This is a genomic window from Streptomyces sp. NPDC053750, assembly GCF_044544295.1.
Taxonomy (GTDB): Bacteria; Actinomycetota; Actinomycetes; order Streptomycetales; family Streptomycetaceae; genus Streptomyces.
The window spans coordinates 407270-431445 of sequence record NZ_JBITXB010000006.1 but is presented as its reverse complement, the minus strand read 5'-3'; the positions used below and the strand labels follow the sequence as shown (position 1 = coordinate 431445).

The window sequence follows — 24176 nt, the reverse complement described above, 5'->3', positions numbered from 1 at the left end:
CAGCGGGTGGACTCTTCCCTTGCAGGCCGCGCCCCTCTCCGCTTCATCACGGCCCCGTCAGCCGTCAGCCGTCAGCCGTCAGCCGTCGGCCGTCGGCCGTCGGCCGACGGGCGGGGGGCGGCGGGCGGGGGGCGTAGGACCCGTTGGGCGGAGGTGGAATCGGCGGGAAGTCTCGCGTGTTGACCAGGGTGGGCGTGAGATGCCGGTGTGTGAGCCGGGTGGCCCGTGTGACCGTGGTGACAGATGTTGGAGGGCGAACGATGGCTGCGCAGACGCAGAGGGCCGTGCTTGCGGGGGGATGCTTCTGGGGGATGGAGGAGCTGATCCGCCGGCTTCCGGGCGTCACGGCGACCCGGGTCGGTTACACCGGGGGAGACGTGCCGAACGCGACGTACCGCAACCACGGCACGCACGCGGAGGCCATCGAGATCCTCTTCGACCCGGAGAAGACCGACTTCCGCACACTCCTGGAGTTCTTCTTCCAGATCCACGACCCGAGCACCAAGAACCGCCAGGGCAACGACATCGGCCTCAGCTACCGCTCGGCGATCTACTACGTGGACGACGAGCAGAAGCGGATCGCCGAGGACACGATCGCGGACGTGGACGCCTCCGGACTGTGGCCCGGCAAGGTCGTCACCGAGGTGGAGCCGGTCGGCCCCTTCTGGGAGGCCGAGCCCGAGCACCAGGACTACCTCCAGCGTTACCCCGACGGCTACACCTGCCACTTCCCGCGCCCGGGATGGCGGCTGCCCGCCCGCGCCGAGGGCTGACCGCGCCACCGGCAGGCGGTCGGCGGGATTCCGCCGGCCGCCGCGTGCGGGTCGGGCCGCTCAGTGGGGCAGCGTCGCAGGGCTGCCGCCGTTCGCCTCGTAGCCGGCCACCGCCAGGGCGCGGTACACCGCGAACTCCGCCGCCGGATCGGCGGACAGGGTCCACGGCAGGGCACCGACGTGGCCGTCGATGAGTATCAGCTGGTTCATGGCCTCGGCCCAGCGCTCGCCGCGGACCAGGAAGAAGACCAGCAGATGGCGCACGTGCGCCTGCATCGGGTCGTCGGGACGGGCCGAGTGGACGGCGTGCAGCGCGCCGTGGACCGCCTTGGTGACGACCTCGCTCTGGTAGAAGCCGCTGACCAGATTGACCTCCGGCAGGTGCTCGAAGACCGCGAAGAGGGGCATCGCCGCGAGGAGCGAGCCCTGCGGGGCGCGGGCGGCGGCGGCCTCCGCGAAGGAGTACGCCAGCTCGCGGGAGCCGTGCCACTTCTCGCACCAGTAGTGCAGGGCGGCCAGATGCGCGCCCATGTGGTTCGGGGCGCGGTCGAGGATCTTCAGCCAGAGCTGTTCGAAGTCCTCGCGCGGATAGCCGAGGCCGCGCGCCACCGACAGCTCGGTGATGTACGGGACCGGGTCGCCGGGGGCGAGCAGCGCCGCCTCGCCGCAGGCCGCCTTCGCCTCCTCCATGATGATCCGGAACTCGTCCGTGCCTCGCGTCGCCGTCCGCCACGCCTGCTGCACCAGGAACTCGGCGTGCACCGCGGCACCGCCCGCGTCCTTGGGGGCCTCGGCCCGCCACACCCGCAGCCACTGCCCGCCCGGCGTGTCGCCCACGCCGCCGGGCCGCTGCGCCAGCTCCAGCGACGCGGCGCCCGCGAAGGCCTGCACGCGCTGCCAGCGCCGCTCGCCCTGCGCCTCCGTGCCCGCGAGGAGCTGCTGTGCGCCCCGGTAGTCCTGCGTACGCTGCACCAGGTCCAGGACGTCCAGCAGGTCCTGGTCGGGGCCGGGCATACGGATGTCCAGCTCCTCCTCCCGGGCGAAGCCGTAATGGGCGGGGTCCGCCGCGTCCGGGTGGCCGGGGGGAACCAGACCGACCGCGCTCCGCCGGCGCCGCAGAACGGGGAGCAGCACGAAGGCCAGCATGACCAGTGCTATCAGCACCCAGAGAATCTCCATGTCTCAAGCGAACCAGACGGCGCCGACAATTGGCCAACCTGTGCCGTGAGCCTGTGGAAAACGCGGGAAGCGCCCCGCGCCGCTACCCTCGGTGCCCATGAGCGACAGGCACATCAGTCAGCACTTCGAGACGCTCGCGATTCACGCGGGCAACACCGCCGACCCGCAGACGGGCGCGGTCGTCCCGCCGATCTACCAGGTGTCGACCTACAAGCAGGACGGCGTCGGCGGACTGCGCGGCGGCTACGAGTACAGCCGCAGCGCGAACCCGACCCGTACGGCCCTGGAGGAGAACCTCGCCGCCCTGGAGGGCGGCCGTCGCGGCCTCGCGTTCGCGTCCGGACTGGCGGCCGAGGACTGCCTGTTGCGTACGCTGCTGCGCCCCGGTGATCACGTGGTGATCCCCAACGACGCGTACGGCGGTACCTTCCGGCTCTTCGCCAAGGTCGCCACCCGGTGGGGCGTGGAGTGGTCCGTGGCCGACACGAGCGACCCCGCCGCGGTGCGGGCCGCCCTGACCCCGCAGACCAGGGCCGTGTGGGTGGAGACGCCGTCCAACCCGCTGCTCGGCATCACCGACATCGCCGCCGTGGCCCAGGTCGCCCGCGACGCCGGGGCCCGGCTCGTCGTCGACAACACCTTCGCCACGCCGTATCTGCAGCAGCCGCTGGCGCTCGGCGCGGACGTCGTCGTGCACTCGCTGACCAAGTACATGGGCGGCCACTCGGACGTCGTCGGCGGCGCGCTGATCGTGGACGACCAGGAGCTGGGGGAGGAGCTGGCCTTCCACCAGAACGCGATGGGCGCGGTCGCCGGGCCCTTCGACTCCTGGCTGGTGCTGCGCGGCACCAAGACGCTCGCGGTGCGCATGGACCGGCACAGCGAGAACGCCACCAAGGTCGCCGAGATGCTCACCCGGCACGCGCGCGTGACGAGCGTGCTGTACCCGGGGCTGCCGGAGCACCCCGGGCACGAGGTCGCGGCCAAGCAGATGAAGGCGTTCGGCGGCATGGTGTCGTTCCGCGTCGAGGGCGGCGAGGAGGCGGCCGTCGAGGTCTGCAACCGCGCGAAGGTGTTCACGCTCGGCGAGTCCCTGGGCGGCGTCGAGTCGCTGATCGAGCACCCGGGCCGCATGACGCACGCCTCCGCGGCGGGCTCGGCCCTGGAGGTGCCCGGCGACCTGGTGCGGCTGTCGGTCGGTATCGAGAACGTCGACGACCTGCTCGCGGACCTTCAGCAGGCCCTGGGCTGAACCGGGGGAGCCGGAGGGCCTCACCAGCGCTCCCAGCCCGTCACGGGTGGGGTCGTCTCCGACGGCGGCTCCACCCAGGGCTGGACGGTGACCGCCCAGACGGTGAAGGCCACGGCCGCGGCGCACAGCAGCAGCCACAGCAGCCGACGGGCGGCGATCCGGCGCCGCAGCATGCGGCCGCCCCGGCGTACGGCGTCCGCGTAGAGCTCGGGCGGCACCCGCGGCGGTGACTGCTCCATGAGCCGCCGCGCGGCGGCCTCGCGCTGGAGGCGGTTCACCATGGCCGCCTCCCCGTTCGCAGCCTCCCCGTCCCTCGCCTGCCCGCCCTCCACGCGCGCGTGCCGGCCGGCGTGCCCGTCATGACGCCGCCGCCTTCGCCACCGGCCGGGCCGACCCGGTGGACGGGCGCAGCACGGCGACCGTCGCCCGGTCGCAGAGCGCCCGGACGCGTTCGACGGGAAGGCCCAGCAGAGCGGCCGCCTGCTCCTCGGCGACGCCTTCGTACAGCCTGAGCACCAGGATCAGGCGTTCCTGCGGGACCAGCCCGCCCAGGGGGCCGACGGGGGGCCGACGGGACCGGCCGAGGCCGCCGCCGTACCGGTGCCAGGCCTCGCGGGCGAAACGGGTGGCCAGGTACTGGCGGGCCAGGTCGTACGGGTCCTCGCCGCGCAGGCGGTCCCAGCACGCGTAGGTGTGGGCGAGGGACAGGGCCAGCAGACGCCGCGCGCGCGGGTTGTCGTCCGGCGGCTCGGCGGTGAGCAGGGTGGCGGCGTGCAGCAGCCGCCCTCCCGCGCCCGCGACGAACGCCTCGAATTCCCGGGCCCGGCGGGCACTGCGGGACGCATGCCGTTCTCGCATCGCGCCTCCCGCCCAGAGGGGCGACGGCCCCTGAGTCCCGTACGACGACCCTTGAGGTCTCATATCAGGCCAGGGGCGGGCCGCCGGTCAAGAGTCCGGTGCGATCCGGCGCGGAAAGCCGGGGAAGGCGCGGACGGTCGTTCAGGAGGCCGACGGCGACTGCGGACCCGCCGCGCCCTGGGGGGCCATACGGGCGGACAGGGCGCCGTTGAAGCGCGCGAGGAGCGTGCAGAACGCCTCGCGCTCCTCCGGTGCCCAGTCGTGGGTCAGCTCGGCCATGAGCTGACGCCGGGAGGACCGGACCTCCTCCAGCCGCGACACGCCGCGCGGGGACAGCTGGAGCACCACCGCGCGGCCGTCCTCGGGGTGCGAGGTCCGCTTGACGAGTCCGGTGTCGACGAGCGGCGCCACTTGACGGGTCACCGTCGACGAGTCGATTCCCATGCTGGCGGCGAGCGCCTTGACACCCATCGGGCCCTCTTTGTCGAGGCGGTTGAGCAGCAGGTAGGCGGCGCGGTCCATGGAATTGCGCACCTGCCCCACCCCGCCGAGCCGGGTCTGTTCGGCGCGACGGGCGAAGAGCGCCACCTCGTGCTGGAGCGTCTCGAGAAGACCGGTGTCACCGGCGGTCGTCATGTCCATCGACATTTCAGGTGTTGTGGGCATGGCCGGGGGCTCACTTCGTGGAGGGCTGCTAATTGGGGGACAGGGTACGCGGCCGGGCGCCGAGGCGTACCGGGGCTGGGCAAAGCCGGTCTCGGAGGTTGGTCACAACAGCCCCGAGCGCCCGTGAACTGCGATGCTGGAGGCATGAGCTACAGCACGGCCGCCCTGATCGGACCCGTCACCCTCGACGATGTGCGCGGGGCCCGGAAGATGCTCTCGGGTGTGGCACGGGTGACGGCGATGGAGGGCAGCAGGCACCTGTCCCAGCTGGTCGGCGCGCCGGTCCACTTCAAGTGCGAGAACCTCCAGCGGACGGGTTCGTTCAAGCTGCGCGGCGCCTACGTCCGGATCGCCGGGCTGCTGCCCGAGCAGCGGGCCGCCGGTGTGGTCGCGGCGAGCGCGGGCAACCACGCGCAGGGGGTGGCGCTGGCGTCGTCGCTGCTCGGCGTGCGCTCCACCGTGTTCATGCCGAAGGGCGCCCCACTGCCGAAGATCAGCGCGACCCGGGACTACGGCGCGGAGGTGCGGCTGCACGGTCAGGTGGTCGACGAGACGCTGGCCGCCGCGCAGGAGTACGCGGAGCGGACGGGCGCGGTGTTCATCCACCCCTTCGACCACCCCGACATCATCGCGGGCCAGGGCACGGTCGGGCTGGAGATCCTGGAGCAGTGCCCCGAGGTGCGGACCATCGTGGTCGGCATCGGCGGGGGAGGGCTGGTGGCCGGGATCGCGGTCGCGGTCAAGGCGCTGCGGCCGGACGTGCGGATCGTGGGTGTACAGGCGGAGGGTGCGGCGGCGTATCCGCCGTCGTTGGCCGCGGGACGCCCGGTGGCCGTCGAGAACCCGGCGACGATGGCCGACGGCATCAAGGTGGGGCGGCCCGGTGACGTGCCGTTCGGGATCGTCGGCGAGCTGGTGGACGAGGTCCGCACGGTCTCCGAGGACGAGTTGTCCACCGCGCTGCTGCTGTGCCTGGAGCGGGCCAAGCTGGTCGTGGAGCCGGCCGGGGCGAGTCCGGTGGCGGCGCTGCTGAGCGATCCGGGCGCCTTCGAGGGGCCGGTGGTGGCGGTGCTGTCCGGCGGCAATGTGGACCCGGTGCTGATGCAGGGCGTGCTGCGGCACGGCATGGCCGCGCAGGGCCGTTACCTGGCGGTCCGGCTGCGTCTGACGGACCGGCCCGGGGCCCTCGCCACCCTGCTCGGGGTGCTGTCGGTGGTGGACGCCAACGTCCTCGACGTGAGCCACGTCCGTACCGATCCGCGGCTCGGCCTGACGGAGGCGGAGGTCGAGCTGCACCTGGAGACGAAGGGCCCGGAGCACTGCGCCGAGGTCGGCCGGGCGCTGCGGGAGGCGGGCTACCCCGTCATCGGCTGACCGGCCGACGCCGTTCTCGGCACTCGCTTTCCGGCACTCGTGTCACTCGTTCGTGGTCTTCCGGACCGTGGCCGTGCGCAAGTACCGCTCGGCCGGGCATGACGAAGCCCCGGCGTCACCAGGACGCCGGGGCCGGTCGGGAAGGAATGGGGGCCGGGTGCACCGGCCGGGAGACCTGCTGGTCAGCCGTTGTACGGCTCGGCCTTGAGGATCTTCACGGAGGCGGGCTTGCCGTTGGGCAGCTCGTACTGCGCGTCCTCGCCGACCTTGTGGCCGATGACGCCCGAGCCCAGCGGGGACTGCGGCGAGTAGGTCTCGATGTCCGAGCTCGCGTACTCGCGCGAGGCGAGCAGGAAGGTCAGCGTGTCGTCCTCGTCACCGTCGAAGGCGATCGTGACGACCATGCCGGGCGCCACCGCGCCGTCCGCGGCCGGAGCCTCACCCACCTTGGCGCTCTCGAGCAGCTGGGTCAGCTGGCGCACGCGGAGCTCCTGCTTGCCCTGCTCCTCCTTCGCGGCGTGGTACCCGCCGTTCTCGCGCAGGTCCCCCTCCTCGCGCGCCGCGGCGATCTTGGCAGAGATCTCGGTACGCGCGGGACCAGTAAGGTATGCAAGCTCCTCCTTGAGCTTGTTGTACGCCTCCTGGGTCAGCCAGGTGACGTTCTCGCTGGTCTGGGTCACGGGTGCTCCTCGTCGGTACTGGGAATACAAATCAACGCCCTACCCAGAAGGATGTTCCTTCACGGAAGGGCGAAACCACGAGCCTAACAATTGAGTGGCCAAAGGGGGAGGACATAAGCCACCAGATTCATGTCACCCCAGGTCAGAGGTGACGGATTCGTACCGCCGGACCTCCGCGACGGCCTCCGTCACCGACCCCGGCGACGTCACTCGGCGTGACAGCCGAGCAACTCGGCGGTCGTCCCGGGGGCCTTCGTCCGCAGGGTGACGACCTTGTCGACGCGCGTGTCGTCCCCGGTGAAGCGGAAGTCGGCCCGGCCGACCTCGTCGCCGTCCTCCGCCTGGGAGCGCACCGTGCAGTAACCGGAGGTCCCGGCGTCCTTGCGGACCTCCAGGTGCACCTGCACCGAGTCCTCGGCGAGCTCGAAGCCGATCACCTCGCCGCTGATCTTGTTCTGGCCCACGTAGTGGTAGCCGAACCAGCCGATCACCACGAGCAGGACGGCACCGAGCACGGCGCCGACGACCTTGAGCGTGCGGTCCGCCTGTTCGTCCGAGGAGCGGCCGTACCGGCTCTCGGGCGTTCGCGTGGTCGCCGTACTCATGATCGTCCTCTCGGCAGAAGCCGGTCCCACCGGGCTCCGGAATTATTCCGCTCCCGATTCGGTCACTATAGAAGCCTCCCACCCGCCACCCGACCGCCGCCCCTCAACGACGCCCCTGCGGGGCGGCCCCTATAAATTGCGCCGATGCACACAGGGCGCCGACTGACCGAGGATTGAGTCTTGACTGACCAGCTGCGACTGATGGCCGTCCACGCCCACCCCGACGACGAGTCGAGCAAGGGCGCGGCCACCATGGCGAAGTACGTGTCCGAGGGGGTGGACGTGCTGGTCGTGACCTGCACGGGCGGGGAACGCGGCTCCATCCTCAACCCCAAGCTGCAGGGCGACGCGTACATCGAGGAGCACATCCACGAGGTGCGCAAGAAGGAGATGGACGAGGCCCGGGAGATCCTGGGCGTGGGGCAGGAGTGGCTCGGATTCGTCGACTCCGGCCTGCCCGAGGGCGACCCGCTGCCGCCGCTGCCGGAGGGCTGCTTCGCCCTGGAGGACGTCGACAAGGCGGCCGGCGAGCTGGTGCGCAAGATCCGCGCCTTCCGTCCCCAGGTGATCACCACCTACGACGAGAACGGCGGCTACCCGCACCCCGACCACATCATGACCCACAAGATCACGATGGTGGCCTTCGAGGGCGCGGCCGACACCGAGAAGTACCCGGAGGCCGAGTACGGGGAGGCCTACCAGCCGCTGAAGGTGTACTACAACCAGGGCTTCAACCGCCCCCGCACCGAGGCGCTGCACAACGCGCTGCTGGAGCGCGGCCTGGAGTCGCCCTACGGGGACTGGCTCAAGCGCTGGTCGGAGTTCGAGCGCAAGGAGCGCACGCTCACCACGCACGTGCCCTGCGCAGACTTCTTCGAGATCCGCGACAAGGCGCTGATCGCGCACGCCACGCAGATCGACCCCGACGGGGGCTGGTTCCGGGTGCCGATGGAGATCCAGAAGGAGGTCTGGCCCACGGAGGAGTACGAGCTCGCCAAGTCCCTCGTGGACACATCCCTCCCCGAGGACGACCTCTTCGCGGGCATCCGCGACAATGCCTGACATGAGTGCAAGCGCAAGTCTGGCAATGACGCACCTCGTCACTCTCGCCGAACTCGACGAGGACAAGGTCACCCCCGGTGTCCTCGGGTTCATCGTCTTCGCGGTGATGGCTCTGGCGGTGTGGGGGCTGATGAAGTCCATGAACCGGCACATGGGGAAGGTCGACTTCAAGGAAGCGCCGGAGGCCTCCGGCGGTGAGGCGGGGGAGCCGGGGCGGGGGTAGGTGACGCGGCCCGGCGCCGGCCGGGTGCCTCCCCCACTCTCGGCTTCGCTCGAGCGGGGCCCCCACCGCCCACCCGTGCCGCCCCAGCGGGCACGACTGCCCGCGGCTAGGTGACCGTCACCCCCATCACCTCCCGGGCCTGGCGGTCCGGGGTCATGCCCAGGCGCCAGGCCTGCCAGCCGGACTCCAGTTGGACGCCGCGTGCCAGGAGCAGCTGGTAGGCCTCCACGTAGTCGTCCAGCTTCGCGTCCCGTGCCGGATGGCGGGCCCGGGCCAGCTGGGCCAGCTCCTCCTGCGCCACCGCCGTACCGACCTCCACGCCACCGGGGGCGGCATACGGCAGCAGCGTGCAGCGCAGGAAGCGGGCCCAGTCCTCGCCCCGCAGGTCGCCGTAGGCCGCGAAGAGCGCCGCCGCCTCGTCGCACAGGGCCAGCGCCTGCGGCGTACGGGCGTTGCCCGCGTCCACGACCGCCAGCTCCAGGCAGGTCCACGCCTCCCCGTGGCCGACGCCGATGCGCTGGAAGTCGGCGCGGGCGTCCACCAGGAGCTGCCGGGCGAAGCCCGAGTTGCGCAGGGAGCCCGTCTGAGCGGCGCGCTGGTCACGCGTCACCCGCGCCGAGTGGTGCCGGGCGCAGGCCAGGCCGTACACGTCCCGCATCCGGGAGAACATCGTGCGGGAGCGTTCCAGCGCACGCACCGACTGGTCCAGGGCGCCCGTCTCCTCCAGCGCCTGCCCCAGGTAGTAGATGCTCCACGCCTTGCCGCGCGTGTCCCCGTTCTCCCGGTGCCGGGCCGCCGCCCGCCGCAGCTCCTCCACCGCCACGGACACGTCCCCGTCCATCAGCCGGGCCCGGGCCAGCTGGGTCAGCGCCCAGGCCTCGCCACGGGCGTCCTGGGTACGGCCGTACAGCTCCAGGGCCTCGCGCAGGTCGGCCTCGGCCCGCGGGACGTCCCCCATGCGCAGGCGCAGCTGGCCGAGCTGGAAGTGGGCCCACGCCTGGCCGTGCACCGACTCGCCCGCGCGGTGCAGCACCAGTGACTCGGTGAGCAGGTCCAGGGCCTCCGCGAGCCGGGCCCGGTCCCGCTGCACCGCCGCCAGCGCGTGCAGCGTCCACGCCCGGTCCGTGGCCAGCTCGGGCGGGGCCTGGAGGTCCAGCGCCTCCCGCAGCTTGGCCGCCGCCTCCGTCAGGTTGCCCTGGTGGTGCAGCGTGATGCCGAGCGAGCACAGGGCGCGGGCCGCCCCCGCGTCGTGGTGAGCCTCCATGTACAGGTCGACCACGGAGGTGAGCGTCGTACGCGCCTTGTCCAGCTCGCCGAGCTGCCGGGCGGCGATACCGGTGCGCCACTGGACCGAGCGCACCAGCAGCCCCTGGTCCACGGACTGCGCCAGCTCGCTGATCTCCCCCAGCCGGTACAGGTCGCCGCGCAGCAGGCAGTAGTCGCACAGCGCGCCCAGCAGGTTCAGCACCGCGCCCTGGTCGACGCCCTCCGCGTGCCGCAGCGCCGCCGTGATGAAGCTCGACTCGTCGTCCAGCCAGCGCAGCGCCTCGTCCAGCGAGGCGAAGCCGTGCTGCCCGAACCGGTCCGAGCGGGTCGACATGTTGCCGTCGACCAGGCGCAGCACCGAGTCGGCCAGCTCGGCGTAGTTCGCGATCAGCCGTTCCTGCGCCGCCGTACGCTCGCCCGGCTCCTCCTCGTCGGCGAGCCGGGCCCGGGCGAAGGCGCGCACCACGTCGTGCAGCCGGTAGCGGCTGCCGCGGACGTGGTCGATCAGACCCGCCCGCGACAGCGCCGCCAGCTGCCGGACCGCCTCCGACTCGTCCGTGGCCAGCAGCGCGGCGGCGGCGGGCGGACCCAGCGAGGTGCGCCCCGCCAGCGCCAGCCGGCGCAACAGCCGCCGGGCCGGCTCCGGCTGGTCGGTGTAGCGCAGCCACAGCGCCCGCTCGACCGGCTCCACCGGCCCGTAGGCGTCCAGGTCGGTCGCCAGGGCGCGTGGCGAACGCGGACCCAGAGACGAGCCCGCGATGCGCAGCGCCAGCGGCAGCCCGCCGCACAGATGCCGGATCCGGTCGGCGGACTCCGCGTCGTACGGTCCCGACGCGTCCTGCGCGGTGGCCCCCAGCAACTCCTCCGCGCCCGGCTCGTCCAGCGCCTCGACGGGCAGGTGGTACACCCGCGCGGGCAGGTCGGGCGGCAGCTGCAGCGCCTTGTGCGCGGTGACCAGCACCAGGCTGTCCGACCGCTCCGGCACCAGCGTGCGTACCTGCTCGGCGTCCGAGGCGTCGTCCAGGACCACCGTGACCGGCACGCCCGTCAGATGCTGGTGGTAGAGCTCGCTGAGCCGCTTGACCTGCTGGTCCGCCGAGGAGCGCTCGCGGAACAGCAGCTGCTCGCGCGGGGCCCCGAGCCGGTTCAGCAGATGCAGCAGGGCGTCCCGGGTGCTCAGCGGCGACTCGCCCGTCGACGAGGCGCTGTCGCCGCGCAGATCGACCAGGCACGCCCCGCGGAAGTAGTCCCGCAGCTCGTGGGTGGCGCGCACGGCGAGTGCCGTACGGCCGCTGCCGGGCACCCCGTGCAGCACCACCACCGTCGGCTTCGTCTCCGTGCTCGCGCGGGCCGCCTGCACCCACTGCCGCAGCTGCGCCATCTCCTGCCGGCGGCCCGCGAACGCGCCCACCGGCTCCGGCAGCTGCCCGAACGACTGCTCCAGCGCGCTGCGCCCCCGGGCCGCCGCGCTCTTGTCGGCACCCCGCAGCTTCGGGCCCGCCGTCTTCGGCCCGGTGGACGCGGCGAGCATCCGCTGCTGGTCCAGGAACGGCCGGATGCCGCGCACCTCCAGCGCCGTCAGCCACTGCAGCCGCAACTGCTCGGGCCCGCCGGGCTGGCTCACGGCGCCGGCGCGGTGATGGGCGGCCGGCACATGGGACCCGACCACCTTCACCACGGTCGCCGCGGCGCCGACGACCCCGACGGCCACCCCCGCGCCCACCGCCGTGCCCGTGCCCGTGCCGAGCGCCAGGTCGGCCACCACCGCGGCGACCGCCGCCACCGCGGCCACCAGCAGGGGAGTGCCGGCACCCTCCCGGGCGTACCGCTGGCGGAAGGTGAGCTGACCGGCCGCCGCCTCGTCGAGGGCGCGGGTGTAGGCGTCGTACTCCTCGGCGGCCGTCCCCGCCATCGCGTCCAGCGCGCCGCGTGCCCTGGACAGCAGTACGTTCCCTTCGGTACGCCCGCCGGAGCGCCGTACCTCCTCCTCCACGGCCCGCGTCAGCAACCGCTCGGCGTCCGCCCGATGACTGTCCCGCATGTCGCGCCCCCTCCGGCGGCATCGGTATCACCCGGGTGTCCCCCGACCTCGCCGGGGCTCTCCCGGCCCATCCCCGGGTCCTTCCCCTGTTATGCATCGGTCAAGTGTCCAGCGAGGGGGAGACCTTGGGGGCGTCGCGGGCGCCGTCAGCGCGACGGGTCCGACCGCACCGGGCCTCGCCGAGCTCGGCGACGCACCTTCCGGCCGAGCAGGACAGAGGGTCGAGGGCTGTCGACCGGGAGTTCGCCGACCTGTTGTCGGCGTCACTGTCCGAAGAGGCCGACCCGGCGAAGGCCATCGCCGCCCGCGCTCTCGCCTGCCACACCTGGCCCGGCTCGTCAAACAGGCGTTGACGGTGGGCGTTGTCTACGGTGCCGTCGGCAGCGACTTGGGTGGGTAGCTGCGCAGGACGAGGGAGGTGGTGACCGGTCCGTAGCGGGCGAGGGAGTCCACGATCTGCTCCAGGCGTTCGGCGTGGGAACAGTGCACGTCGAGCACCAGGCAGTCCTCGCCGGTCACACGGAGGGTCGACACGACCTCGGGAGTCCGGGCGGCAAGGGTGAGCGCTTGGGCCAGCTGTGCGTGGGTGGTGCGTAGCCGGACGACGGCATGGATGTTCAACCCGACTGCGGCCGGGGCGACGACGGCGCGGTAGCCGATGATGGTCCCGTTCTTCTCCAGGCGTTGGATGCGGGCCCCGGCTGCCGGCTGGGACAGCCCGACCCGGCGTCCGACCTCGGCTCCGGTGAGCCGGCCGTCGGCCTGGAGCAGGTCCAGGATGGCTCGGTCGATCTCGTCGAGTGATTCCATCGTTGTCGCCCCCACTTTCTTTGAGATCACTTGCTGAGCCCGGTCATGGGCGCTGATCCATCGAGAATCGCCCCAGGGCGTCCCGGCGAAGTGCGGGGGCCACGATGGGAACGGCGGTGGACGATGGTCGCGTACGTCATCATCCCCGGGATCGACGGTTCGGATGAGCGGCACTGGCAGAGCTTGTGGGAGAAGCGATGGGGGCCCTCGGCGGTCCGGATCGCGCCGGCGTCGTGGAGCAGGCCGGACCTGCCGGACTGGGTCGCCGCAATCCAGGCTTCCTACGAGATCGCTTCCCGGCGTGACGACCAGGTGGCACTGGTGGCTCACAGCCTTGGCTGCTGGGCAGCCGCGCACTGGCTGGAGCGGGCGCGACCCGACGCGGTGGCGGCGCTCCTGGTCGCGCCTCCCGATCCCCGGGGGCCGGCGTTCCCACGTGAGGCCGCACCGACGTTCCTGGGCCTGTCCGCTCGGCCCTTGCCGTGCCCGAGCCTGATGGTGGCCGGCGACGACGACCCCTACTGCGACCCGAAGACGTCCGCATCCTTCGCGCGCGAGTGGCGGGCGCAAGGCCACCTCGTCGAAGGCCACGGCCACATCAATTCCGCCAGCGGCCTCGGTGACTGGCAGGCGGGCCTGGAACTCCTTCGCGGGCTCGTCGACTGCTGAGCCGACTCGGGGAAGGCCCCGCCAGGACATCCTGCCCGCGCAGGACGCTCGGCACGGCGGCGGCCCCTCGCCTCCTGGTACGGCACGGCGGGCTCAGGCGGCCTCAAGGGAGTCGATCCAGGCGATCAGGCGGGCGCCCTCACGGTCCATGACCCCCGGGTCTCGCAGGGCGTTGGCCAGCAAGGACATGCCCTGATAGGCGCCCACCAAGGTAAGGGCCAGGCCCTCGGGATCCAGCTGGCCAAGCTCGCGGAACTGATCCTCCACCCAGGTCAGCAGGGACCGGACGACCCTGCCCGCTTCGACGTCCAGGCCACCCTGGTCGCGTTTTCCCAGCTCCGCGGCGAGAGTGCCGGTCGGGCAGCCGTAGCGGACGGCGAGGTCACGCTGACTCACCCAGCCGTCGATCAGGCCTTTGAGGCGCTCACGGGGATCGGGGAGCCGGCCCAGGTGGCTGACGAGCTGGTTCAGGTGTCGCTCGTGCTCGGACAGTGCGGCGGCGACGAGTTCGTCCTTGGTCTTGAAGTAGTAGTACACGTTGCCCACCGGTACCTCGGCCGCGCGCGCGATGTCGGCGATGGTGGTGCGCTCGGCGCCCTGCCGGTGGACGACGTCGGCCGCGGCTTCCATGAGTCGCCGCCGCTTCGCGCCGGCGACCCGGGCACGGGCAGGCTCCTTTGAGTAAGTCACCTGACTAACTATACGGCGAGGACTCGTGCTAGCCTCCGAGTCAGTCAGCCAACTAACTCACGCGCTCTGATTCGAGGAACCTCGCATGATCGTTGTCACGGGTGCCACCGGAAACGTCGGCCGCACGCTCGTCCGTCTGCTGACCGAACAGGGACACGAGGTGACCGCAGTTTCGCGCCGCATCACCCAGGCCGATGTCCCGCCCGGCGTGCATGCCGTCGCCGCCGACCTGGCCCAGCCGGTCGCCGACCTGCCCGCCACGGCGGATGCGGTCTTCCTGCTCGTCGGGGGAGACCTCATGATGACCGGCGACCCCACCGCCGTTGTCGCTCCGTTCGCGAACTACGGCAGGATCGTCCTGCTGTCCTCCCAGGGGGTGGCCACTCGCCCGGACTCCCTGTCCCACGGACAGGCCTTCGCCGCCTACGAGCAGGCCGTCATGGACTCCGGCACCGACTGGACCATCCTGCGCCCGGGCGGTTTCGCCTCCAACGCCTACGCCTGGGCGTCATCGGTCAAGGCGAGCCGGACCGTCGCCGCGCCCTTCGGTGACGTCGGCCTCCCGGCCATCGACCCCGACGACATCGCCGCCGTGGCCGCCGCCGTCCTGACACAGCCCGGCCACGCCAGGGCCGGCTACGAACTCACCGGCCCCGCGTCGACCACCCCGCTCCAGCGCGTCGCCGCCCTCGCCGCCGCCATCGGCGAGCAGGTCACCTTCATCGAACAGAGCCGGGAGGAGGCCCGCGCACAGATGCTCACCTTCATGCCCGCCCCGGTCGCCGACACCACCCTTGACATCATCGGCACCCCCACCCCGCGCGAGCAGGCCGTCAGCCGCGACGTCGAGAAGATCCTCGGCCGCCCCGCCACCACTTTTGCCGACTGGGCCAAGCGCAACGCCGCCGCCTTCGCGTGACGGACGGCGCCGCACTCGGCCTCACGGCCGGCTCGCCGGCCTGGTTGACGGGGGAGTCCGAGATTCTTCTCCTCGTGAGCACACCACCAGACGGATTGCCTGTGCACAGAGTCCTGACCGGTCCGGACGAGCCGACACTGCGGTAGCGGCCTTGGGAGCAGTGGTGGTCGTGATCGGCCCGTGACGTGAGAAGGGCCGCACGGGTTGGGTGAGTTGTGAGGCTTACCTGGGCCCGTGCGGCCTGTTTCCATGGCAACGCAGATCGACGGCGCTGAGGGGCAGGTCCGCCGTCCGAACGGTGTGCCGTCCGGCGACGCGCGGGTACTGGGGCAGGATGGACCCCATGTCGAACCGACTGGCGCACGAGACGTCCCCCTACCTCCTGCAGCACGCCGACAACCCCGTCGACTGGTGGCCCTGGTCGGACGAGGCGTTCGAGGAGGCGCGGCGGCGGGACGTACCGGTGCTGCTCAGCGTCGGTTACAGCAGCTGCCACTGGTGCCACGTGATGGCGCACGAGTCGTTCGAGGACGGGCCGACGGCCGAGTTCCTCAACTCCCACTTCGTGAGCGTCAAGGTCGACCGCGAGGAGCGCCCCGACGTCGACGCCGTCTACATGGAGGCCGTGCAGGCGGCGACCGGGCAGGGCGGCTGGCCCATGACCGTGTTCCTCACGCCGGACGCCGAGCCGTTCTACTTCGGCACGTACTACCCGCCCGAGCCCCGGCACGGCATGCCCTCCTTCCGGCAGGTGCTGCAGGGCGTGCACCAGGCGTGGGCCGAGCGGCGGGACGAGGTCACCGAGGTCGCGGGGAAGATCGTGCGGGACCTCGCCGGGCGGGAGATCTCCTACGGCGACGCGCAGCCGCCGGGTGAGGCGGAGCTCGGGCAGGCGCTGCTCGGGCTGACCCGGGAGTACGACGCGCAGCGGGGCGGGTTCGGCGGGGCGCCGAAGTTCCCGCCGTCGATGGTGGTCGAGTTCCTGCTGCGTCACCACGCCCGCACCGGCGCCGACGGCGCGCTCCAGATGGCGGCCGACACCTGCGAGCGGATGGCGCGCGGCGGGATCTACGACCAGCTCGGCGGGGGTTTCGCGCGGTACTCCGTGGACCGGGAGTGGGTCGTGCCCCACTTCGAGAAGATGCTCTACGACAACGCCCTGCTGTGCCGGGTCTACGCCCACCTCTGGCGGTCCACCGGCTCGGACCTCGCCCGCCGCGTCGCGCTGGAGACCGCCGACTTCATGGTGCGTGAACTGCGCACCGCCGAGGGCGGTTTCGCCTCCGCGCTGGACGCCGACAGTGACGACGGCACGGGGAAGCACGTCGAGGGCGCGTACTACGTGTGGACGCCCGCGCAGCTCACCGAGGTGCTCGGCGCCGAGGACGCCGAGCTCGCCGCGCGGTACTTCGGGGTGACCCAGGAGGGCACGTTCGAGCACGGTTCCTCCGTGCTGCAACTGCCGCAGCAGGAGGGGGTCTTCGACGCGGAGCGGATCGCCTCGGTCAGGGAACGGCTGCTGGCCGCGCGGGCCGGGCGCCCCGCCCCGGGCCGGGACGACAAGGTGGTCGCCGCCTGGAACGGCCTCGCGATCGCCGCGCTCGCCGAGACGGGCGCGTACTTCGAGCGTCCGGATCTGGTGGAGGCCGCCGTCGCCGCCGCCGACCTGCTGGTGCGGCTGCACCTCGACGAGCAGGTCCGGCTCACCCGCACCAGCAAGGACGGCCGTGCGGGTGGCAACGCCGGGGTGCTGGAGGACTACGCCGATGTGGCGGAGGGCTTCCTCGCGCTCGCGTCGGTCACCGGGGAGGGGGTCTGGCTGGACTTCGCCGGGCTGCTGCTCGACCACGTCCTCACCCGCTTCACCGACGACTCGGGCTCCTTGTACGACACCGCGGCCGACGCCGAGCAGCTGATCCGGCGCCCGCAGGACCCCACCGACAACGCCACCCCGTCCGGCTGGACGGCCGCCGCGGGCGCCCTGCTGTCGTATGCCGCCCACACCGGCTCCGAGCCCCACCGCACCGCCGCCGAGCACGCCCTGGGTGTGGTGAAGGCGCTCGGTCCGAGGGTTCCGCGCTTCGTCGGCTGGGGGCTCGCCGCCGCCGAGGCGCTGCTCGACGGCCCGCGTGAAGTGGCCGTCGTCGGACCGGGGCCGGCGGACAGTGCGGCAAGGGGGCTGCACCGTACGGCACTTCTGGGGACGGCGCCCGGAGCGGTCGTCGCCTTCGGGGTCGAGGGGAGCGACGAGTTCCCGCTGCTCGCCGACCGTCCGCTGGTGGGCGGGGCGCCGGCCGCGTACGTCTGCCGCAACTTCACCTGTGACGCGCCGACGACCGATCCGGAGCGTCTGCGGGCCGCACTGAACAGCTGAAACGACATATACGGAAGCATCCGGAACGCGACCGGCGGGCAAACTGTTCAGACCCGGTCCTCATTGTGAGGAAACACGCTCTTCACTTAAACACCTTATGTGTTTCACAGGTTACCCCTAGTCTCTTCACCGTTGCCGTGCGGAGCGGACGCCCGGGTTCGGGTGCGCCGCCCCGCGGCGGGGGGATTTCAAGATCTGGGGGGATCTTTGCTCACGTCCGTCTTCATTGCTGCCGTTTCCCTGGCGCTCTTCTGGATGGCGGCGTTCACGCTGTGGTGGCAGATGCACGCCTGGCGTACGCCGGAGGTTCTCGCCTCCACCCGGTTCAGCAGTCCGGACGGGGACGAGCACGTGTCGTTCTCGCTGCTCCTGCCCGCACGGCACGAGCAGGCCGTGCTCGACCACACCATCCAGCGGCTGCTGACCTCGTCCCACACCGACTTCGAGATCATCGTGATCGTCGGACACGACGATCCGGAGACCACCGCGGTCGCCGAGCGGGCCGCCGACCGTGACCCGCGGGTGCGGGTCGTCGTCGACACCCACGAGAAGAAGAACAAGCCGAAGGCCATGAACACGGCGCTGCCGCACTGCCGCGGCGACGTCGTCGGGGTGTTCGACGCCGAGGACCAGGTCCACCCGGAGCTGCTCGCCCACGTCGACCACGCCTTCCGCACCACCGGCGCCGACGTCGTGCAGGGCGGGGTCCAGCTGATCAACTTCCACTCCAGCTGGTACAGCCTGCGCAACTGCCTGGAGTACTTCTTCTGGTTCCGCTCCCGGCTGCACCTGCACGCGCAGAAGGGCTTCATCCCGCTCGGCGGCAACACGGTCTTCGTCCGCACCGACGTGCTGCGGGCGGCCGACGGCTGGGACCCGAACTGCCTGGCCGAGGACTGCGATCTCGGCGTCCGGCTCTCCAGCACCGGCAAGAAGGTCGTCGTCGCCTACGACTCCGACATGGTGACCCGGGAGGAGACCCCGGGCACGCTGGTCTCCCTGCTCAAGCAGCGCACCCGCTGGAACCAGGGCTTCCTCCAGGTGTACCGGAAGAAGGACTGGAAGCAGCTGCCCACCTTCACCCAGCGGCTGCTGGCCCGCTACACCCTGATGACGCCGTTCCTCCAGGCCTTCACCGGTGTGATCATTCCGCTCAACGCGGCGATCGCGCTCTTCCTGGACGTGCCCGTCGGCATCGCCTTCGTCACCTTCCTGCCGGCCGTGACCGCCCTGGTCACCTTCGTCTTCGAGGTCGTCGGCCTGCACGACTTCGGCAAGCAGTACGGCCTGCGGGTCCGCTTCCCGCACTACCTGAAGCTGATCGTCGGCGGCCCCTTCTACCAGGTCCTCCTCGCCGGGGCCGCCGTCCGCGCCGTATGGCGTGAGCAACGCGGCCGCAACGACTGGGAGCTGACCAGCCACGTGGGCGCCCATCTCGCACCCGCGGACCGAGAGGACGTACCCGCGTGACCTCCACCCTTCCCGCGGCGACCGGCACCGAGGTCCCCGCGCAGCGCCGGCCTGCCCACGACACCGACCCGCCCGCCCGGAGAACGACACCACCGGGCCGCCTGCGCTCCTCCCGCCCCGACCTGCTGCTGTGCGGCACGCTCCTCGTGGCGATCATGCTCGTACAGGGCTGGAACATCTCCGCCTACCCGGCCCTCAGCGACGACGAGGGCACCTACCTGGCCCAGGCCTGGTCCGTCCAGCAGGGCGAGGGCCTCGCCCACTACACCTACTGGTACGACCACCCGCCGCTCGGCTGGATCCAGATCGCCCTGCTGACCTGGATACCCGCACTGATCAGCCCCGAGTCGATGACCGTCGGCACCATGCGCGGCGCGATGCTGATCATCAGCGCCGTCTCCGCCGTCCTCGTCTACGTCATCGCCCGCCGGCTCTCCCTGCCCCGCTGGGCGGCCGGGCTCGCCATGGCCCTCTTCGGGCTCTCCCCGCTGTCGGTGATCCTCCAGCGGGAGATCTTCCTCGACAACCTCGCCGTGATGTGGACCCTGCTGGCGTTCGCGCTGGCCGCCTCGCCGAGCCGCCATCTGTGGCACCACTTCGGCGCGGGCATCGCCGCCGCCACGGCGGTGCTCACCAAGGAGACGATGCTCGTCGTCCTGCCCGCCCTGCTGGTCACCATGTGGCGGCACAGCCACAGGGACACCCGCAAGTTCGCGCTGACCGGCGCCGTCACGGCCTGCGCGCTCATCGGGTTCTCCTATCCGCTGTTCGCGCTGCTCAAGGGCGAGTTGCTGCCGGGCGGCGGCCACGTCTCGCTGTGGGAGGGCATCGAGTACCAGCTGACCCGCCCCGGCTCCGGCTTCATCCTCGACGAGGGCTCCGGCTCCCACGGCGTCCTGCGGTCCTGGCTGTACTACGACCGTGTCCTGCCGCTCGGCGGCCTCGCCGGGGCGCTGCTCCTGCTGGCCACCTGGCGCTGGTCGGTCACCGCACGGGCCCTGGCCGGACCCGCCCTGACGGTGGCGATCCTCGCCGCCCTCGCCCTGCGCCCCAGCGGCTACCTGCCCGCGATGTACGTCATCCAGGCCCTGCCCTTCCTCGCGCTGGTGCTGGCCGGCGGCGCGGCGAGCGTCGCCCACGCCGTGCTGCGCCGATGGCGCACGGAGGCCGAGAAACGAGGGGTGACCCTCGGCCGGTACGCGCTCGCCGGCGTCCTGGTGCTCGCGGCCGGGGCCTACGTCGTACCCCGCTGGTACGACGGCGACCGCACCGCCGTCACCGCGGACGCCAACGCCCCCTACGAGGCCGCCGCCGACTGGCTGGCGAGCGAGGTGCCGGACCCCGAGGACACCCGGGTCCTCGTCGACGACGCGCTCTGGCTGGACCTCGTGCACGCCGGGTACGAACCCGGTCTCGGGGTCATCTGGTTCTACAAGGCGGATCTGGACCCGGCGGTGACCGAGACGATGCCGGGCGGCTGGCGCGACATCGACTACGTGGTCGCCTCCCCGACGGTGCGGCGCGACGCGGTCGACCTGCCCAACGTCAAGGCCGCCATGAACCATTCGACCCCGGTCGCCGTCTTCGGCACCGGTGCGGACCGCATCGAGATCCGCCGTATCCAGCCCTCCGGAGCCGCCCGATGAGCCACGAGTCCACCGTCCCCGGCGAGCTGGGCGACCCGGCCGTAGGCGCCTCGGAGGTGCCCGAGCCGGGCGCCGTCACCATCGTCGTACCGACCTTCAACGAGTCCGGGAACGTACGGCGGTTGCTGCACCTGATCACCGAGTCCGTCCCGGCCCGGCTGCCCTGCGAGGTCGTCTTCGTGGACGACTCCACGGACGACACCCCGGACGTGATCCGCGCGGCGGCGCTCGACTGCCCCTTCCCGGTCACCGTCCTGCACCGGGACGAACCGGCCGGCGGGCTCGGCGGCGCGGTCGTCGAGGGCATGAAGGCGGCCGGGTCGGACTGGATCGTCGTCATGGACGGCGACTGCCAGCACCCGCCCTCCCTGGTCCCCGAACTGGTCGCCACCGGTGAGCGGGCGGGCGCCGGACTCGTCGTCGCCTCCCGCTACCTCAAGGGCGGCAGCCGCGCCGGCCTCGCGGGCAGCTACCGGGTGGCCGTCTCGCGCGCGGCGACCTGGCTGACCAAGGCGCTCTTCCCACGCCGGCTGCGCGGCATCAGCGACCCGATGAGCGGCTTCTTCGCCATCCGCCGCAGCGAGGTCACCGCCGAGGTGCTCAGGCCCCTCGGCTACAAGATCCTCCTCGAACTGGCCGTGCGCAGCCGCCCCCAGACGGTCGCCGAGGTGCCGTTCGTCTTCGAGGAGCGGTTCGCCGGCGAGTCCAAGTCGACCGCGCAGGAGGGGCTGCGCTTCCTGCGCCACCTGGCCGGGCTGCGCACCACCTCGCCGCTGGCCCGCATGATCGCGTTCGGGCTGATCGGGCTGAGCGGCTTCGTGCCCAACCTGGCCGCCCTGTGGGCGCTGACCGAGGCCGGGCTGCACTACCTGCCCGCCGAGATCCTCGCCAACCAGTTCGGCGTGGCCTGGAACTTCCTGCTCCTGGAGCGGCTGCTCTTCCGCGACCGGCGCCGGCACCGGCACTGGGCCGACCGGACCCTGCGGTTCGCGCTGATCGCCAACGCCGACCTGGTGCTGCGCATCCCGCTGATCGCCCTGCTCGTCGGGCAGTTCGGGCTGACCGTGCTGCCCGCGACCGCCCTCGCCCTCGTCATCACCTTCGTCCTGCGCTTCGTCGGGACGGAGGCGCTCGTGTACCTCCCGCGCCGACGCCGTACGGCCGCCCGCACCGCAAGGAGCGACGCATGAGAACACGCATGAGTAGAAGACCCGGACGCAGAACCTCCGCCCTGCTGGCGGTGTCCGCCCTCACCGGCGGCCTCCTCCTCACCGCACCCCAGCCCGCCTCGGCCGCCAACCTGATCACCAACCCCGGCTTCGAGACCGCCGGCACCGGTGACATGCCGTACTGCTGGGAGAAGTCCGGCTGGGGCGACAACGACTTCACCTTCACCACCACAGCCGACGCGCACACCGGCACCAAGGCCATGAAGGTCGAGCTGACCCGCCGGGTCGACGGCGACCGCAAGGCCCTGATCACCGAGTCCGCCGCGTGCGCGCCGGTGGTGACGGAGGGCAAGCAGTACGACCTGTCCCTCTGGTACAAGACCACGACCCCGGACGCGTCGCTCACCCTCTTCCGGCACGACGCCACCGCGGGCTGGCAGTACTGGACCGACCTCAAGACGCTGGACATGGCGGCCGACTGGACGCAGGCGAGCGTCCGCACCCCCGAGGTCCCGGCCGGCACCGACCGCATCAGCTGGGGTGTCTCCGTCTACGGCACCGGCTCCGCGACCACCGACGACTACACGATGGAGCAGGTCGCCGACCCGATTCCGGACCCGGAGTGCACGGGCACCGCCGAGGAGTGCGCGAACGGTCGCTGGGACGTGCTGCCCACGCAGAACCCGGTCCGCTCCATGCACTCCGTCGTCCTCCACAACGGCAAGGTGCTGCTGATCGCGGGCTCCGGCAACGACCCGGAGATGTTCGAGGCGGGCACCTTCACCTCGGCCGTCTACGACCCGGAGACCGGCGACTACAGGACGATCCCGACGCCCAAGGACATGTTCTGCGCCGGGCACGTGCAGCTCAAGGACGGCCGCGTCCTCGTCATGAGCGGCAACGCCGGCTACCCGTCGGCGGACGGCACGATCGGCTACCAGGGGTACAAGGACTCGTACATCTTCGACCCGGAGACCGAGACCTACACCAAGACCAACGACATGAACGACGGCCACTGGTACCCGTCGGCCACGATCATGGGCAACGGCGACGTCGTCTCCTTCGGCGGGCTGCGCGAGGACTCCACCGGGTCGGTGACGGCCGAGCGGTGGTCGGACGAGCAGCAGAAGTGGCTGCCGACCTGGCAGGTCAACCAGACCTGGTCCTACTGGGGCCTGTACCCCTCGATGATCCTCATGCAGGACGGCCGGCTCTTCTACTCGGGCAGCCACGTCTTCGGCAACAACATCCCGGGCACCGGCTCGGCGATCTACGACTACGACGCCAACACCATCACGCAGGTGCCGGGCCTCCAGGACAAGGACGTACGCGACCAGTCCGCCAGCGTGCTGCTGCCCCCGGCGCAGGACCAGAAGGTGCTCACGGTCGGCGGCGGCAACATCGACTCCAACCCCGAGGCCAACCGCCTGACCGACATCATCGACCTCAAGCAGCCCAACCCGGCTCACGTGGCCGGCCCGCCGCTCCCGCAGGGCACGGTCGACCTCGGCAACGGCCCGGTGCCGCAGACCGGCGACCAGGGCAAGATGTACGTCTCCACCGTCCTGCTGCCCGACGGCAAGGTGCTGGAGACCGGCGGCGCCCTGCACAACCGGGCCAACCCGGTCTTCGAGACGTCGATCTTCGACCCGGAGACGGAGACCTTCGACCCGGTCGCCGTCGACCCGGAGGCCCGCGGCTACCACTCCTCGGCGTTCCTGCTGCCCGACGGGCGCGTGATGACGACCGGCGACAACCCGGGCAACGGCTCCTGGAACCACGACGTGTCGATCTACACCCCGCCCTACCTGCTCAAGGGCGAGCGTCCGACGATCACCTCGGTGATCGACACCGAGTGGACCTACGGCGACACCCAGCGGATCACCGTCGACCGGCCCATCGCGAAGGCCGAGCTGATCCGCCCCGCCGCCGTCACCCACTCCTCCGACCCGAACCAGCGCTTCGTGGACCTGCCGCTCTCCGTGGACGGCAACAACGTCGACCTCAACGTCACCAGCAACCCCAACCTGGCCCCGCCCGGCTGGTACATGCTCTTCGCGGTCGACGCGGGCGGCGTGCCCTCGGTCGCCGAGTGGGTGCACCTCCAGGGCCCGGCGGCCCTCGCCGCCAAGGACGCCTCCGCGCACGTGCACTCCTTCGCCGACGCGCCGTCCGGCAAGGTGACCGGGCCCGGCAGGAAGCGCGCCTCGCAGCCGGTCAGCCCCACCGTCTCCGGCTGCGACCGGCACTACGGATCCGCCAACGTCTGCGTGCCGACCGCCTTCCCGGCCGAGGTGAAGAAGACGACGTCCGCCCGCTGCGACTGGCTGAAGCGGAACGACTACGGCCGCCTGGAGGTCAACGGCCAGGACGACCCGCTGCGCCTGGACCCGGACGGGGACGGCATCGCCTGCGGCAAGGGGGACATCGGGCGCCGCTGACGATCAACG

At 71.8% G+C, this 24176-nt stretch carries 21 protein-coding genes; 12 read left to right on the top strand and 9 right to left on the bottom strand.

Features of this window, described 5'->3' with window-relative positions; genetic code table 11:
* Nucleotides 1–260: 260 nt before the first annotated feature.
* Complete coding sequence (gene msrA / locus ACIGO6_RS20245; RefSeq protein WP_266560245.1) at nucleotides 261–773, top strand: peptide-methionine (S)-S-oxide reductase MsrA; 513 nt, start codon at nucleotides 261–263, stop codon at nucleotides 771–773.
* A gap of 60 nt (nucleotides 774–833) precedes the next feature.
* Here the strand turns inward: msrA and ACIGO6_RS20240 are convergent, their stop codons facing one another.
* Nucleotides 834–1952, bottom strand: a complete 1119-nt coding sequence (locus tag ACIGO6_RS20240) for a hypothetical protein (RefSeq protein WP_399877952.1) — start codon at nucleotides 1950–1952, stop codon at nucleotides 834–836.
* A gap of 97 nt (nucleotides 1953–2049) precedes the next feature.
* Between ACIGO6_RS20240 and ACIGO6_RS20235 the strand changes: the two genes are divergently transcribed.
* Nucleotides 2050–3204 (top strand): cystathionine gamma-synthase, encoded by a 1155-nt coding sequence (locus ACIGO6_RS20235; RefSeq protein WP_399877950.1) that lies wholly within the window; start codon nucleotides 2050–2052, stop codon nucleotides 3202–3204.
* A gap of 20 nt (nucleotides 3205–3224) precedes the next feature.
* Here the strand turns inward: ACIGO6_RS20235 and ACIGO6_RS20230 are convergent, their stop codons facing one another.
* The 3 genes from ACIGO6_RS20230 to ACIGO6_RS20220 form a co-directional block, all read right to left on the bottom strand.
* Entirely contained in the window at nucleotides 3225–3482 is a 258-nt protein-coding gene (locus ACIGO6_RS20230; RefSeq protein WP_399878198.1) for a hypothetical protein, read from the bottom strand.
* Between the two features lie 79 nt (nucleotides 3483–3561).
* Nucleotides 3562–4062: a sigma factor-like helix-turn-helix DNA-binding protein gene (locus ACIGO6_RS20225; protein ID WP_399877947.1), complete on the bottom strand. Its 501-nt coding sequence runs from the start codon at nucleotides 4060–4062 to the stop codon at nucleotides 3562–3564.
* Between the two features lie 141 nt (nucleotides 4063–4203).
* Nucleotides 4204–4710, bottom strand: a complete 507-nt coding sequence (locus ACIGO6_RS20220; RefSeq protein WP_399877943.1) for a MarR family winged helix-turn-helix transcriptional regulator — start codon at nucleotides 4708–4710, stop codon at nucleotides 4204–4206.
* 162 nt (nucleotides 4711–4872) lie between these two features.
* On the opposite strand from ACIGO6_RS20220, the gene ilvA reads away from it, so the two are divergent.
* Entirely contained in the window at nucleotides 4873–6102 is a 1230-nt protein-coding gene (gene ilvA / locus ACIGO6_RS20215) for a threonine ammonia-lyase (RefSeq protein WP_399877941.1), read from the top strand.
* Nucleotides 6103–6284: 182 nt separating this feature from the next.
* Here ilvA and greA read toward each other — a convergent pair whose 3' ends face one another.
* Entirely contained in the window at nucleotides 6285–6782 is a 498-nt protein-coding gene (gene greA, locus ACIGO6_RS20210; protein WP_399877938.1) for a transcription elongation factor GreA, read from the bottom strand.
* Nucleotides 6783–6988: 206 nt separating this feature from the next.
* On the bottom strand, nucleotides 6989–7387 hold the full coding sequence (locus ACIGO6_RS20205) for a DUF4307 domain-containing protein (RefSeq protein WP_399877936.1): 399 nt from the start codon (nucleotides 7385–7387) through the stop codon (nucleotides 6989–6991).
* Nucleotides 7388–7567: 180 nt separating this feature from the next.
* On the opposite strand from ACIGO6_RS20205, the gene mca reads away from it, so the two are divergent.
* Nucleotides 7568–8449, top strand: coding sequence for a mycothiol conjugate amidase Mca (mca, locus tag ACIGO6_RS20200; protein ID WP_399877933.1), 882 nt, complete (start codon nucleotides 7568–7570; stop codon nucleotides 8447–8449).
* Nucleotides 8442–8672: a hypothetical protein gene (locus ACIGO6_RS20195; RefSeq protein WP_399877930.1), complete on the top strand. Its 231-nt coding sequence runs from the start codon at nucleotides 8442–8444 to the stop codon at nucleotides 8670–8672. Before mca ends, ACIGO6_RS20195 begins: the two co-directional genes overlap by 8 nt.
* Nucleotides 8673–8778: 106 nt before the next feature.
* Here the strand turns inward: ACIGO6_RS20195 and ACIGO6_RS20190 are convergent, their stop codons facing one another.
* Together ACIGO6_RS20190 and ACIGO6_RS20185 are read right to left on the bottom strand one after the other, a co-directional pair.
* Nucleotides 8779–11979: a tetratricopeptide repeat protein gene (locus tag ACIGO6_RS20190; RefSeq protein WP_399877927.1), complete on the bottom strand. Its 3201-nt coding sequence runs from the start codon at nucleotides 11977–11979 to the stop codon at nucleotides 8779–8781.
* A 366-nt stretch (nucleotides 11980–12345) separates the two neighbouring features.
* Entirely contained in the window at nucleotides 12346–12789 is a 444-nt protein-coding gene (locus tag ACIGO6_RS20185; RefSeq protein ID WP_399877925.1) for an Lrp/AsnC family transcriptional regulator, read from the bottom strand.
* Between the two features lie 123 nt (nucleotides 12790–12912).
* Here ACIGO6_RS20185 and ACIGO6_RS20180 point away from each other — a divergent pair, with 123 nt between their 5' ends.
* Nucleotides 12913–13458, top strand: a complete 546-nt coding sequence (locus ACIGO6_RS20180; RefSeq protein ID WP_399877922.1) for an RBBP9/YdeN family alpha/beta hydrolase — start codon at nucleotides 12913–12915, stop codon at nucleotides 13456–13458.
* Nucleotides 13459–13551: 93 nt separating this feature from the next.
* Here the strand turns inward: ACIGO6_RS20180 and ACIGO6_RS20175 are convergent, their stop codons facing one another.
* Complete coding sequence (locus ACIGO6_RS20175) at nucleotides 13552–14148, bottom strand: TetR/AcrR family transcriptional regulator (RefSeq protein WP_399877919.1); 597 nt, start codon at nucleotides 14146–14148, stop codon at nucleotides 13552–13554.
* An 85-nt stretch (nucleotides 14149–14233) separates the two neighbouring features.
* Here ACIGO6_RS20175 and ACIGO6_RS20170 point away from each other — a divergent pair, with 85 nt between their 5' ends.
* From ACIGO6_RS20170 to ACIGO6_RS20145, 6 genes are all read left to right on the top strand, one after another.
* Nucleotides 14234–15067 (top strand): NAD(P)H-binding protein, encoded by an 834-nt coding sequence (locus ACIGO6_RS20170; RefSeq protein ID WP_399877916.1) that lies wholly within the window; start codon nucleotides 14234–14236, stop codon nucleotides 15065–15067.
* Between the two features lie 343 nt (nucleotides 15068–15410).
* Nucleotides 15411–17441, top strand: coding sequence for a thioredoxin domain-containing protein (locus ACIGO6_RS20165; protein WP_399877914.1), 2031 nt, complete (start codon nucleotides 15411–15413; stop codon nucleotides 17439–17441).
* Between the two features lie 207 nt (nucleotides 17442–17648).
* Nucleotides 17649–18911: a glycosyltransferase gene (locus ACIGO6_RS20160; protein WP_399877912.1), complete on the top strand. Its 1263-nt coding sequence runs from the start codon at nucleotides 17649–17651 to the stop codon at nucleotides 18909–18911.
* Entirely contained in the window at nucleotides 18908–20557 is a 1650-nt protein-coding gene (locus ACIGO6_RS20155; RefSeq protein ID WP_399877909.1) for an ArnT family glycosyltransferase, read from the top strand. The genes ACIGO6_RS20160 and ACIGO6_RS20155 overlap by 4 nt, the downstream gene beginning before the upstream one ends.
* On the top strand, nucleotides 20554–21747 hold the full coding sequence (locus ACIGO6_RS20150) for a glycosyltransferase (RefSeq protein ID WP_399877906.1): 1194 nt from the start codon (nucleotides 20554–20556) through the stop codon (nucleotides 21745–21747). Before ACIGO6_RS20155 ends, ACIGO6_RS20150 begins: the two co-directional genes overlap by 4 nt.
* A complete protein-coding gene (locus tag ACIGO6_RS20145) occupies nucleotides 21744–24167 on the top strand; it encodes a galactose oxidase-like domain-containing protein (RefSeq protein WP_399877903.1) in 2424 nt (807 codons plus the stop codon). The genes ACIGO6_RS20150 and ACIGO6_RS20145 overlap by 4 nt, the downstream gene beginning before the upstream one ends.
* Nucleotides 24168–24176: the final 9 nt, after the last annotated feature.

Coding starts and splice junctions, on each gene's coding strand:
- msrA (WP_266560245.1), top strand. CDS start 261: ATGGCTGCGCAGACGCAGAGGGCCGTGCTTGCGGGGGGATGCTTCTGG.
- ACIGO6_RS20240 (WP_399877952.1), bottom strand. CDS start 1,952: ATGGAGATTCTCTGGGTGCTGATAGCACTGGTCATGCTGGCCTTCGTG.
- ACIGO6_RS20235 (WP_399877950.1), top strand. CDS start 2,050: ATGAGCGACAGGCACATCAGTCAGCACTTCGAGACGCTCGCGATTCAC.
- ACIGO6_RS20225 (WP_399877947.1), bottom strand. CDS start 4,062: ATGCGAGAACGGCATGCGTCCCGCAGTGCCCGCCGGGCCCGGGAATTC.
- ACIGO6_RS20220 (WP_399877943.1), bottom strand. CDS start 4,710: ATGTCGATGGACATGACGACCGCCGGTGACACCGGTCTTCTCGAGACG.
- ilvA (WP_399877941.1), top strand. CDS start 4,873: ATGAGCTACAGCACGGCCGCCCTGATCGGACCCGTCACCCTCGACGAT.
- ACIGO6_RS20205 (WP_399877936.1), bottom strand. CDS start 7,387: ATGAGTACGGCGACCACGCGAACGCCCGAGAGCCGGTACGGCCGCTCC.
- ACIGO6_RS20195 (WP_399877930.1), top strand. CDS start 8,442: ATGCCTGACATGAGTGCAAGCGCAAGTCTGGCAATGACGCACCTCGTC.
- ACIGO6_RS20190 (WP_399877927.1), bottom strand. CDS start 11,979: ATGCGGGACAGTCATCGGGCGGACGCCGAGCGGTTGCTGACGCGGGCC.
- ACIGO6_RS20185 (WP_399877925.1), bottom strand. CDS start 12,789: ATGGAATCACTCGACGAGATCGACCGAGCCATCCTGGACCTGCTCCAG.
- ACIGO6_RS20180 (WP_399877922.1), top strand. CDS start 12,913: ATGGTCGCGTACGTCATCATCCCCGGGATCGACGGTTCGGATGAGCGG.
- ACIGO6_RS20170 (WP_399877916.1), top strand. CDS start 14,234: ATGATCGTTGTCACGGGTGCCACCGGAAACGTCGGCCGCACGCTCGTC.
- ACIGO6_RS20165 (WP_399877914.1), top strand. CDS start 15,411: ATGTCGAACCGACTGGCGCACGAGACGTCCCCCTACCTCCTGCAGCAC.
- ACIGO6_RS20150 (WP_399877906.1), top strand. CDS start 20,554: ATGAGCCACGAGTCCACCGTCCCCGGCGAGCTGGGCGACCCGGCCGTA.
- ACIGO6_RS20145 (WP_399877903.1), top strand. CDS start 21,744: ATGAGAACACGCATGAGTAGAAGACCCGGACGCAGAACCTCCGCCCTG.